Here is an 11,872-nt window from a genome sequence, read left to right as displayed (position 1 = left end):
TGGTTGCTGTGTCAGCAACTGGCGCCTCATAGCGATTAGTTGTCCATATCGTTGCAGCGCTATAGGCGACAGATCCGGCGCTATTCCCCGACTAAAGTCTAATCCGAACCAGAACCGAGGATTGGTCTCGCCATCCGCGGCGTCTGATAAGCTAAATTCGAGGTGATTGACATGACTCGGATTCAGTCTATAGAGGATGCGGATAACAGCATATACGTGCTGCTGACGGACACCGGCACTTTGTTCACGACGCTGATCAAGCGGTTCACGTCCGCGCCGTATAATCATGCGTCGCTGGCGCTCGATGCCGGATTGAACCAACTGTACAGCTTCGGCCGCAAGCGCCCGACGAACGCATGGGATGCCGGCTTCGTCGAAGAGGACGTCTATGAGGGGACTTACAGCTGCTACCCGAACACGCGCTGCGTGCTGCTCCGCATGCGGGTGTCGAAGCAGCAGCGGGCGGAGGCGATTCGGGTGCTGCAGCTGTTCCAGCGGAATCGGGAGGATTATCGGTATAACCTATTCGGATTGCTGGGCGTGCTGGTGGGGCTCGACTTCAAGCGCAAGAACGCCTACTTCTGCTCCCAATTCGTAGCCGAGGCGCTGGCACAATCTGGCATGCCGCTCTGGGAACGGCCGGCGGCGCTGGTCACGCCTGACGACTTCTTCCGCCACCCGGTGTTCGAGAAGATCTATGAAGGCTGCCTGTATGACTACCCATTGCTAGGCGATCGAAAAGCATCGGTCGTTGCGGCGTCTTGCTTGATCACCGCATAAACTGGAGCAGTCCGGGGGAACCGGACTGCTCTATTGTCATGCCGCTCTGCGGTTGAAGTACGTCAATCCCGCCGCGAAGAAGACGCAGAAGCTGCCGAGCACGACGAGGTAGAGCGTCTCCAGCGACAGGTTAAGCGCGCTGGCAGCCATGCTGCCCCGCGGAAGCATGGCGAGCATCGGCTGCGCCCATGGATCATACGGGGCGTACTTCGCCGAGTTCAAGACCATGATGTTCGGCAGCGTCAGGATGACGTTGACTGCCAGCGGCGCGGCAAAGCTCTGGAACGCGATGGACACGAACAGCTGCAGGGCGGCGAGCGGCAGGCAGGCGACCCAGCCTCCGCCGAAGGAGACGAGCAGATCGTGCCACGGGATCGGGCTCGTGAAGCCGTGCGCGAAGCCGACGATGAGCAGCGCGGCCAGGAGCAGCAGCTGCGTCAAGGCCAGCAGAAGCATGACGACGGCGAACTTGGCGCAGAAGACGTGCGTTCGCTTCACGGGCATGGCAAGCATCGCTTTCCAGCCGCCGCCGCCATGCTCGTAGCGGCAGACGACAGCCGCGAATACGCCGGTCAATAGCGGCAGGAACAGCATGGCGTGCAGCACGGACATGAGGGACAGCGCCTCCTGCCATGGGAAGTCGCCTTCGTTCTCGGCGCCGAACAGGCCGAACAAGCCGGCGAGCAGCGGACTGACGACCGCGAGCAGCCAGAGGACGGAACGGCGGATCTTCAGCCATTCCGAGCGGAACATGCGAATCATCTACTTCACATCCTTTCGAACGAACTCGCCCATGCCGAGCAGGAGCACGATAGATCCGAGCGCGAGGCCGGCGCCGACAGCATAGAGCGGATGGGGCCAGGTGTTCACGAGCGCCGGCCACTTGTAGGGAACCCAGTCAGGGAACCGGTAGGCGCCGAACATCGTAACGATCATGCCGACGATGCCGACGGTCAGCGGCACGGCCTGGTTGTGCATCGTGACGGACAGCCAGGATTGCAGCGCGATGAGCGGCATGGCGGCCAGATACGGATAGAAGGAAGCGCGCAGCAGCTCGCCGAACGGCACGGGTCCGTGAAGGCCGATCATGGAGTTGAGAACGGAGCCGAATATATAGGTGAAGATAGCCAGCAGCACACAGGAGACGAGCAGCAGCAGCGAGGTCAGCAGGAACTTGCCGGCGAAGACGTGGCGCTTCTTGACCGGGAGCGCCAGCGTCATTTTCCAAGCGTTCATCTGATGTTCGATACCCGCTGTCATGGAGGCGATAATGGCGAGGCCGATCAGCAGCGCGGGGAGCGCGAGGCTCTCAACGCTTTGAATGGCGTCGCTCCACAGTTCGGACGCTTTCTCCGGACGCACCAGATAGTCCCAGCGCAGGCCGTAGTTAACGATCTGCAGGCCGACGGCGCCGAGCGGGCCGAGCACGACGAGGAACCAGATGAGCTTGCGGCGGATCTTCAGCAATTCGGAGGAGAGAATGCGCAGCAGCATTACAGGCTCCCCTCCGATCCGGTCATCTCGAGGAAGATGCTCTCCAGCGACGCATGCTCCTCCTCCACCCGATACACTTGAAAATGATGGTTGACGAGCCGCGACACGATGCTGGCGACGGTGCGGTCGTCAGTCTGCCCGACGGTCAGCTTCGAACGGTCCCATTCCGCCGGATAGCCGTAGGAGAGCAGCATCTGCCAGGCCGATTCGGGATCGCTCACGCCGAGCCGTATGCGGCCCTGCGCCTGCTCGCGCAGCCGTTCGATGCTGTCTTGATAGATGAGATTGCCTTTGGCGATAATGCCCACCCGCGTGGCCATCTGCTCGACTTCAGAGAGCAAGTGGCTGGAGATGAGGATCGTCACGCCGCTCGTCTTCGGCAGGCTCTTGATGAGCTCGCGAATCTCCTGAATGCCCGCTGGGTCGAGGCCGTTGGTGGGTTCGTCCAGAATGAGCAGCTCCGGGTCGCCGAGGAGCGCGGTGGCGATGCCGAGGCGCTGCTTCATGCCGAGCGAGTAGCCTTTGACCGCGCGGCGCGCGTCATTCGTCAGGCGCACGATCGACAGCACCTCGTCGATCCGCGACTTCGGCACGCCGGGGAGGAGACGGCGGACGGCCTCTAGATTCTCGACCGCGTTCAGGTGGCCGTAATAAGACGGATATTCGACGAGCGAGCCGACCTTGCGCAGAATCGCCAGCCGCTCCTTGCGGATATCCTTGCCGAAGATGCGGATCGCGCCGTTCGTCGGCCGGGCCAGTCCGAGCAGCATGCGGATCGTCGTCGTCTTGCCCGCGCCGTTCGGGCCGAGGAAGCCGTAGATGTCCCCGCGCCCGATCTGAAGATTAACGCCGTTCACGACCGGCTTGCCGCCTAATCTCTTCGTTAAGCCTTGCGTCTCTAATATTAGTTCCGTGTTCATTGTCAATGTCATCTCTCTTCACCTCGTACTCCATCTTAGAATGCCAAGTTTAAAGCAAGGGGAGGGGCAAGGTTAAGATTGGTTTAAAAAGTATGGGGCCGAACAAATGGAATGGCTTGAAAAGTATGGGGGCGAACAAAAGAAAAAGCCCCGGTGCGGGGGCTTAATCTGGGGGATGCTGGCCGGGCCATGACGATCAGAGCCGGCTGATATGCACTTCCGTGCCCAGAGGCCCGCTCCGCACGACGCTGCGCAGCTTCATGTCCTTGAGCATAAGCGCGGCGATGGAGAGGCCGATGCCCGCGCCCTTCTCCATCGATTCGGCGTTCATGCCCGGCCCGCGGTCGGCGACGACGATCCTCCCGCCGGCCTCGGCGAATACGCGAAGCGCGACGCAGCGTCCCGACTTCGCATGGCGCAGCACGTTCTGCAAGTAGTTGTCCAGCACGCGCTCCAGCCATTGCGTATCGACCTCCCAATAGACGGCCTCCTCCGGCAGGTCGGAGTCAATCTCGAAGCCTTCCTGCTCGAAGGCGGGGTACCAGCCGGCCAATTGCGTCCTTGCCATCCGGACGATGTCTACGCGCTGCGGCTTGTAAGGATACTGGCCGGAGGCAAGCAGCGTGAACGAGAACAGATTGTCGATGAGCCGGCCCAAGGAATCAATCTTCCGATCGATCAGGGCGAGCGATTCGCGGCCCTTCTCGCTCAAGGCCTCCTGCTGCAGGCCGAAGGCGTGTCCGCGAATGGCGGTGAGCGGCGTACGCAGGTCGTGCGACAGCTTGGCGATCAGATCGCGCCGCAGCGCCTCTTCCTGCGCTTCGCGTTCGCGGCTGCGCTCGAGCTTCGCGATCATGTCGTTGAACGCATGCTCGAGCCGCCCGATCTCGTCCAGCCGCTGCGCGGCGACCGGCGACGGGATGCCTGTCTCGGCTGGCGTCGTCATGGCGGTCTCCAGACGAACCAGCCGCTTGCGAATACGATAGAAGAAGAGCAGCGAGATGAACAAGAACAAGCCGAGCACAGCCAGGAGGCTCGAGTATAGAATCGCGGTAGAGCGGGCGTTAAACGGCGATCCCGCCTTCGGCATCTCCGACCGCGGAATCTGAAGCGTCATGAAGCTGCCGGTCTCCGGCTGGTCGCCGAGGAAGGCTACGACCGAATAATTGCCGCTGCCGCTCGACGCCTCCTTCATGAACTGGATCGTATAGGGGACGCTCCATTCGGAGGGCAATTCGAGCGTCTGCGGCAGCTTGAGCCGCGTTGCGCCCGTCTGATCGACCCAGAACATCGCGGCTTTGGGATACTGCTCCTTCAACCGGCGCAGTGCCTCGTCGACCGACTCCGGCGAGGCATCAGCAAGCTTGGCGGCTTCGGCGTGCCACATCTTCTCTAGCGCGCTGGAGTTGTAAACGCCGTCTGCCAGGCGATCTCCTCCATGAGCTTGCAGCGTCATGACGACCAGAATGGCTGGAAAGCCGATCGGGAGAATCAGCATCGCGGATAAGACGATTAAGAAGTACTTGGTGAGCAGCGAGTTGCGCAGGCTAAGCCGCCGTCTCTTCTGCTTCATGGCCGCACCCGGTAGCCGATGCCGCGGATCGTCTCGATGATGCGAGGATCGCTCGGGTCGAGCTCAATGCGCTCCCGCAAGTAACGGATGTGCACGTTGACGGTCTTGTCGCCGTCCATGTAGGGCTCGCCCCACACGGCTTCATAGATTTGCTCCTTCGTCAGAATCTGTCCGCGATTGCGAAGGAAGTAGAACAGAATTTGCAGCTGCTTCGCCGTCAGGGAGATCTCCTCCCCCGTGCGGCTGTCGACGACACGCTGCTGCTCCGGATGAATGAGCAGATGCGCGCATACGAGCGGCTCGCCCGAGGACAGGCCGGCCCGCCGCTGCAGCACCTCCAGCCTCGCGGCCAGTTCGTCCGGATGGAACGGCTTCGTCAGGTAGTCGTCCGCGAATTGCAGCCCCTGAAGCTTGTCGTCCACCGCCGTGCGGGCGGACAGCATTAGAATCGGAACGTTCGGCGCTTCCTTCTTCAGCCGCCGCCCGACCGTGAAGCCGTCGAGCCCAGGCAGCATCACGTCAAGCACGACCAGGTCGGCCTGCGCGACCCGTGCCGCCGCCTCTTCGCCCGAGACGAGCCAGTCAACCTCGTAACCGCGGCGCTCCAGATCTTCCTTCACCCACTTGCCGATGTCGGCATCGTCTTCGATATATAGCACCCTTCTGGCCATAGGGACACCTCGCTTCCAAAACTTGTTCTATCCCATGATAGAGGAACGCTTCCGCTTAAGGGAAGTTAAATTTCGTTTAAACAGCGTCTTCGGGGGCACCGACCAACATGCCATAAGAACAAGGCAAAATCAGCCATGCCTGCTTGAAAGCGATTCCGATATAATAAGGAAGTATTGCCATATCGGATAAGGTGGTGCATGATCGATGGCTAAACCTCAAGTAGGCATTCAAATGTATTCCGTGCGGGATTTGTGCGCGCAAGACTATCTGGGCACGATCCGGCAGATCGCCGGCATCGGCTATCGCAACGTAGAATTGGCGGGCTATTACGACGTATCGGCACGCGAATTGAAGGCGGCGCTGGCGGACGCGGGGCTTAACGCGCCTTCTGCGCATATTGGCTTGAATGCGCAGGAGCCGGTAGCGGAGCAAGTGAAGCGGCAGCTCGAATATGCGCAGGAGCTCGGACTGAAGCGATATATCGTGCCTTATTACCCGCTGGGCGACAACCCGACGGAGGACGATGTAGCCCGTATGGCGGATCGGCTGGAAGAGGCGGCTCGGATCGTCACCGAAGGGGGCCTCGCGTTCGGCTATCACAACCATGCATTCGAGTTCCAAAAAGTAAACGGCACGCCGGCGATCGACCTGCTGCTCTCGCGCATCTCCCCCGAGCTGATGTTCATGGAATTCGATCTCGGCTGGGTGAGGGTCGGCGGCGAAGATCCGGCCGCCTACGTGAAGAAGTACGCGGGGCGGGTGCCTGTCGTTCACGCGAAGGACTTCAAGGAAGACGGCCAGGACACAGAGATCGGCAGCGGTTCGGTCGATTGGGATGCTGCGCTGGCCGCCTGTGAAGCGTCCGGCACCGAATATGTCATCATCGAGCAGGAGCAATATGACGTAGGCTCACTCGAGAGCGCGAAGCTGAACTATGCTTGGTTCAAGGAGCGCGGCTGGATCTAATCGGCAGCGCGATGCGCGAGCGCATAAGAAGCCCGAGGCGGGAGACCCGCCCCGGGCTTTCGTGCGTTGCGGGGGCGGCTGGAGGGAGATGTCCTGGTTCGGGCACTTTTACGGGCTTATCCCCATACCTCAGCGGGGGGCTTATGGGCTGAGGCCGCTTTGGTAGTGCGTGTGTGTCCACTGGGTTGCATGAGCGCCTGCTAGTTGTATTTGCTACAACTAATTAGGCTGGATCTTACCCATTCGGCGGTCTAGTTGTACGGGGTACACTTATTTTTCCGAGGAGGGCCGGTGTTGGGGGGGGTGCTCTTGAATTGTTGCAGATTTGCAACAAGATGCCGCCTAACGCCCGTCTGAGCTCAAAATAAGTGTACAAATAACAATAGCGTCAGCCTCGACGGAGGGGATAGATGCCGCGATTCCGCGGGCCGAGAGGGAGATGCCGCAATCACCTAAGTGGCTTGGACTTCGGCGCGTTCTTTGGCTTCGGGACGCATCATGCCGCTAATGATTAGCGTGATTAACGAAGCAAGGAAGCAGCCGGCGGAGAAGAGGCCGATGCTCTCGTAGCCGCCGAATCCGGCGTACAGCATACCGGCGATCCATGCGCCTGCGGTCGTCGCCCCATTCATCATGGAGGTGGACAAGCTCGAGATCGTCCCCCGGACCTGGGCGTTCAGCGAGTTCAGCATGGCCACGACCAGCGGGAACAGAACACCGAGCACGGCGAACAGGATGAAGAAGATCGCGGACACTAGGCCGGCTGAAGCGGCATGCGGCAGTGCGGCATACAGTGCGGCGAGGAAGAGAAGCGCTGCCGTCGTCGTCCGGAGCGGGTTCAGCTTCTTGACGACATAGCCGCTCAGCAGGCTGCCCAGCAGATTGCCAAGGCCGAGGCCGATGATCACGTAGCCCGTCTCCCCTACCGAGAGGCCGAAGCGGTCGGCCATCCATTTGCCCAGGAAGGCGAACGCCGAAGCGCTCCCCAGATGGATGAGGAAGTAGCCAAGGAAGCCGCCTCTCGCCCGGCCGCTCTTCACAAGGGGGATGTAACGCCCCAATAGCAAGGCGGGCAGCCCCGACGCCGGTCTCGGCTTCATGTCGGGAACCGCGAACAGGGCGCAGACCGCCAGAAGCAGCGAGATGAAGCCGATGGCGAAGAAGGGGAAGGACCAATGCACGGTCGCCAGCAAGCTGCCGATCGGTACGCCGAGCGCCTGAGAAGCCGCGAGTCCGGCGAAGATAACACCCATCATGCGCGGAATCTTCGCCGGCGGGAACAGCGTCGGCACGCCGGCCCACACCTGCGGCGTCGTGAACGCGGCGCTGATCCCGGCCAGCAAGCGGAACAGGCACATCGTCCAGAAGTCGGTCGCGATACCGCACAGGGCAGTCGAGATGGCGAAGCAAGTTAATCCGGCGATCAGCACGCGCTTGCGGTTCATGCCGTCGGACAGCGGCCCGGAGACGAGCGCAAGCACTGTCGAGCCGAGCGTATACGCGCCGATCATCCAGCCGGCGCTCCCGGTCGGTACGTTCAGCTCGTTCTGAAGCGTCGGGATCAGCGGCGAGATCAGGAACGTATCCGTTCCGATCACGAACATAATGAGGAAGAACACGGCAGTCAGTCGAAAGGTTGCCATAACAATTGATATCCTCCATTCGATGTCTTATGCTCTGACTGTAGCGCATATTGGTGACAACTCTTGTCATAGATTCGGAAATGAGGTTGAAGGAACGTGATGTCCAAATCAAAGCGCCTGATGGAGCTTATGCTGACCGTCAATCGCAAGCGGCGGTTCAAGGTGCGCGAGCTGGCGGACGAGTTCGGCGTCTCGGCGCGGACGATCATGCGCGATCTGCAGGAGCTAAGCGAGCTTGGCGTGCCGCTCTACGCGGAGCCGGGCCCGCACGGCGGCTACCAAGTCGTGCGCGAGCGGGTGCTGCCGCCGATCGCCTTCACCGAGGAAGAGGCGGTGGCGATGTTCTTCGCGGTGCACGCGCTGCGGCACTACGTGTCGCTCCCGTTCGAGACGGAATCGTCCTCGGCGCTGAACAAGTTCTACCTGCACCTGCCGGGAGACCTGCGCGACCGGATCGATTCGATGAAGGATCGGGTCGACTTCATCACGCCGCCTTGGAAGCGGGAAGCGCCGCTCCTTCCCGTGCTGCTGGACGCGGCGATCTATGGGAAGACGCTGGCCATCGAATACGAATCGGCCGCGAGCGCACCTGCCGTCAGATTCGGCCGGTCGGCATCTATGCGAACGGCGGGCTGTGGTACTGCCCTGCCTACTGCTTCAGCCGCGAGGATTACCGCGTGTTCCGCTGCGACCGAGTTCTGGAGGCGAGCGCGGTCGAGACAGGCGGTGCGGCCGAGCCGCTGGCGGCGGATCGGATCGTCCACCTCGGCAACTGGCGCTCCTTCGCGCAGGCCGATGCGGAGGAAGCGGGTGACGACACCTTCTTCATCCGGGCAGAGCTGACGCGAGAAGGCGTGCAGCGCTGCGAAGGCGAGATCTGGCTCGCTTCCAGCTTGCATATGCGGCCGGACGGGACCGGCCGGCTGGAGGGCCGCTGGCCGAAGCGGGACATCCCGTTCTATGCCAAATTCTTCATCGGCCTTGGCGAAGAAGCCTCGCTGGAAAGTCCGCCCGAGCTCGCAGCCGAGATTCGCCGGCAATTGGCCGTTCTAGCCGAGCGATATCGCTTGCCTGGAACAGAATTGTAAGAGGTTGTCACCCATTGGCGGGTATGGTACAATAGGAATACTGTTCTTGCAGGTTTCGCGGTTTATTGTGGGGGGTGGAAGCAATGGAAATCGCTTTGAAAATTTTGCTGATTATTTTCTCGCTCGGTCTGATCGGCGTTGTCCTGTTGCAGCGCGGCAAGAGCGCGGGTCTGTCGGGTGCCATCTCCGGCGGCGCTGAGCACTTGTTCGGCAAGCAGAAAGCTCGCGGCATGGACCTGTTCCTGCAGCGCATGACGATCGCATTGGCTGTCGGGTTCTTCGTACTGGCGCTCGTGGTCGCATGGGTCGTTAAATCTTAATAAGCGAATACCGAGAGCGGGAGGCGGCGGCTTCCCGCTTTTTTTACGTCAACTGATTGGATAATTTTTCATGTGCATAGGCAATTGTTCCCTAACCGGCCATGACGGGTATCCCGGTTGCCGCGCAGCAAAAGCGTATATACTAGAAGCAGGATTGAGGTGATGCGGGTGGCATTGTGTACGGAGCAGGAGCTGCTGGGCTTCATGCGCGAGAACGCGTACAAGCCGATGACGTACCAAGAGCTGGAGAAGCACTTCGGCATCGAAGGTGCCGTTGAATTTAAAGACTTCCTGAAGCTTCTGACGGAGCTGGAACAAGAGGGGAAAATCATGCGAACCCGCACGGAGCGCTACGGCGTGCCGGAGCGGATGAATCTGCTGAGAGGCCGGCTGCAGGCGCATCCGAAGGGATTTGCTTTCCTCATCCCGGACGAGCCGGACCATCCGGACTTGTACATTCACGCGAACGACCTGAAGAGCGCCATGAACGGGGACATCGTCCTCGGGCGCGTCACGTCGAAGAGCGAGAGCGGCAAGCTGGAAGGCGAGATCGTGCGCATCGTGAAGCGTGCGGTGACGCAGATCGTCGGGCAGTTCGAGAATCACGAGAGCTACGGCTTCGTGATCCCGGACGACAAGCGAATCAACAAGGATCTGTTCATTCGGCGCGAGAACTTCCTCGGAGCGGTGAGCGGCCAGAAGGTCGTCGCGAGCATTATTCATTATCCGGAAGGCCGCTCGGCGGCCGAAGGCGAAATCATTGAGATTCTCGGTCATAAAGACGATCCCGGCGTCGACATCTTGAGCATTATCCGCAAGCACGGCTTGCCGGAGAGCTTCCCCGAAGAAGTGATGGCGGAAGCCGAAGCGGCGCCGGATTCGATCTCGGAGGAAGAGATCGCCGCCCAAGGCCGCCGAGATCTGCGGGGCAAGACGATCGTGACGATCGACGGCGAGGATGCGAAGGATCTGGACGACGCGGTGAACGTGGAGCGGCTGCCGAACGGCAACTACCTCTTGGGCGTGCATATCGCGGACGTCGGGTATTACGTGCGCGAGAAGTCGCAGCTGGACCAAGAAGCCTACAACCGCGGCTGCAGCGTGTATCTGGTCGACCGCGTCATTCCGATGCTGCCGCACCGGCTGTCAAACGGCATCTGCTCGCTGAATCCGCAGGTGGACCGGCTGACGCTGTCGTGCGAGATGGAGTTCGAACCGCAGTCGATGCGGCGGGTTCGCTATGACATTTTCACCAGCGTCATTAAGACGACGGAACGAATGACCTACACGAATGTCCGGAAGATCCTCACGGAAGAGGATCCCGAGCTGATGGAACGCTATGCGCCGCTCGTGGAGACGTTCCAGCAGATGCGCGATCTGGCGATGGGGCTTCGCAGCATGCGAATGCGCCGCGGCGCGATCGACTTCGACTTCCAGGAGTCGAAGGTCATCGTGGACAGCGAGGGCAAGCCGGTCGATATTGTGAAGCGGGAGCGGTCCATCGCGGAGCAGATCATCGAGGAGTTCATGCTGGCGGCGAACGAGACGGTGGCAGAGCACTTCCACTGGCTGAAGGTGCCGTTCGTGTATCGGATTCACGAGGAGCCGAGCAGCGAGAAGCTGATGACGTTCATGCAGTTCGCGGCGAACTTCGGGTATGCGATCAAGGGCAAAGGCAACTCGGTGCATCCGCAGGCGCTGCAGACGCTTCTCGAGGAGATCAAGGACACGAAGGAAGAGACTGTGCTCAGCACGATGATGCTGCGCTCGATGAAGCAGGCGAAGTACGATTCGCAGAGCCTGGGCCACTTCGGCTTGGCTGCGGAATTCTACACGCACTTCACGTCGCCGATTCGCCGCTACCCGGACTTGGTCATTCACCGGGTCATTCGGGAGGTGCTGGAGAACGGCGGCATGCTGCCGGAGGCGCGGATGGAAGCGCTGGGCGCGCGCATGCCGGACATCGCCCAGCAGTCATCGGAGCGCGAACGCATCGCCGTTGACGCGGAGCGGGACACGACGAAGCTGAAGAAGGCTGAGTTCATGCTCGATAAGATCGGCGAGGAATTCGACGGCATCATCAGCGGCGTGACGGGCTTCGGCATGTTCGTGGAATTGGACAATACGGTGGAAGGGCTGATCCGGCTTAGCGATATGTCGGACGACTACTACCATTTCCACGAGCTGCATATGGCGCTCATCGGCGAACGGACGTCGAAGGTGTACCGGATCGGCGACGAGGTTCGCATCCGCGTAGCGCGCGTCAATATGGCGGAATACGCCATCGACTTCGAGATGGTGGACATGCGCCCGCGCGGAGCCGGGCCGGTCAAGTGGCTTGAGGGCCGCGGCGGCTTTGGCGCCGCAGGCGGCGGCGGGCGGCGCGGCAAGCGCGGGCGCCGCAGCGATGCGGCCG

Annotated in this window: 10 protein-coding genes and 1 pseudogene; 5 read left to right on the top strand and 6 right to left on the bottom strand. The window is 61.0% G+C overall.

All coding sequences use genetic code 11. The annotated features are described in order from the left end of the window. The first annotated feature begins 171 nt into the window (after nucleotides 1-171). Entirely contained in the window at nucleotides 172-780 is a 609-nt protein-coding gene (locus H4Q31_RS18735; RefSeq protein ID WP_185180590.1) for a C40 family peptidase, read from the top strand. A 36-nt stretch (nucleotides 781-816) separates the two neighbouring features. Here H4Q31_RS18735 and H4Q31_RS18730 read toward each other — a convergent pair whose 3' ends face one another. The 5 genes from H4Q31_RS18730 to H4Q31_RS18710 all read right to left on the bottom strand — a co-directional run bounded on the left by H4Q31_RS18730 (nucleotide 817) and on the right by H4Q31_RS18710 (nucleotide 5,438). Next, complete coding sequence (locus H4Q31_RS18730) at nucleotides 817-1,542, bottom strand: ABC transporter permease (protein ID WP_185180589.1); 726 nt, start codon at nucleotides 1,540-1,542, stop codon at nucleotides 817-819. Continuing rightward, nucleotides 1,543-2,274 carry an ABC transporter permease gene (locus H4Q31_RS18725; protein ID WP_185180588.1) on the bottom strand — a complete coding sequence of 244 codons (732 nt, stop codon included), beginning with the start codon at nucleotides 2,272-2,274 and terminating at the stop codon, nucleotides 1,543-1,545. Continuing rightward, on the bottom strand, nucleotides 2,274-3,206 hold the full coding sequence (locus H4Q31_RS18720) for an ABC transporter ATP-binding protein (protein WP_376698271.1): 933 nt from the start codon (nucleotides 3,204-3,206) through the stop codon (nucleotides 2,274-2,276). Before H4Q31_RS18720 ends, H4Q31_RS18725 begins: the two co-directional genes overlap by 1 nt. A gap of 184 nt (nucleotides 3,207-3,390) precedes the next feature. After that, a complete protein-coding gene (locus H4Q31_RS18715) occupies nucleotides 3,391-4,767 on the bottom strand; it encodes a HAMP domain-containing sensor histidine kinase (protein WP_185180587.1) in 1,377 nt (458 codons plus the stop codon). Next, nucleotides 4,764-5,438: a response regulator transcription factor gene (locus H4Q31_RS18710; protein WP_185180586.1), complete on the bottom strand. Its 675-nt coding sequence runs from the start codon at nucleotides 5,436-5,438 to the stop codon at nucleotides 4,764-4,766. The genes H4Q31_RS18715 and H4Q31_RS18710 overlap by 4 nt, the downstream gene beginning before the upstream one ends. Before the next feature lie 205 nt (nucleotides 5,439-5,643). On the opposite strand from H4Q31_RS18710, the gene H4Q31_RS18705 reads away from it, so the two are divergent. Then, nucleotides 5,644-6,405: a sugar phosphate isomerase/epimerase family protein gene (locus tag H4Q31_RS18705; RefSeq protein ID WP_185180585.1), complete on the top strand. Its 762-nt coding sequence runs from the start codon at nucleotides 5,644-5,646 to the stop codon at nucleotides 6,403-6,405. Between the two features lie 452 nt (nucleotides 6,406-6,857). Here H4Q31_RS18705 and H4Q31_RS18700 read toward each other — a convergent pair whose 3' ends face one another. Next, nucleotides 6,858-8,048 carry an MFS transporter gene (locus tag H4Q31_RS18700; protein WP_185180584.1) on the bottom strand — a complete coding sequence of 397 codons (1,191 nt, stop codon included), beginning with the start codon at nucleotides 8,046-8,048 and terminating at the stop codon, nucleotides 6,858-6,860. A gap of 99 nt (nucleotides 8,049-8,147) precedes the next feature. On the opposite strand from H4Q31_RS18700, the pseudogene H4Q31_RS18695 reads away from it, so the two are divergent. From H4Q31_RS18695 to rnr, 3 genes and pseudogenes are all read left to right on the top strand, one after another. After that, nucleotides 8,148-9,136, top strand: a pseudogene (locus H4Q31_RS18695) (helix-turn-helix transcriptional regulator). 83 nt (nucleotides 9,137-9,219) lie between these two features. Then, nucleotides 9,220-9,456 (top strand): preprotein translocase subunit SecG, encoded by a 237-nt coding sequence (gene secG, locus H4Q31_RS18690; RefSeq protein WP_185180583.1) that lies wholly within the window; start codon nucleotides 9,220-9,222, stop codon nucleotides 9,454-9,456. A gap of 174 nt (nucleotides 9,457-9,630) precedes the next feature. Then, nucleotides 9,631-11,872 (top strand): ribonuclease R (rnr, locus tag H4Q31_RS18685; RefSeq protein ID WP_185180619.1); only part of this gene is annotated, 2,242 nt, incomplete at its 3' end.

The sequence above is a fragment of the Cohnella lubricantis genome (assembly GCF_014212015.1).
Taxonomy (GTDB): domain Bacteria; phylum Bacillota; class Bacilli; order Paenibacillales; family Paenibacillaceae; genus Cohnella; species Cohnella lubricantis.
The sequence above is the reverse complement of the archived record's forward strand: the minus strand, read 5'-3'. Positions and strand labels throughout refer to the sequence as shown.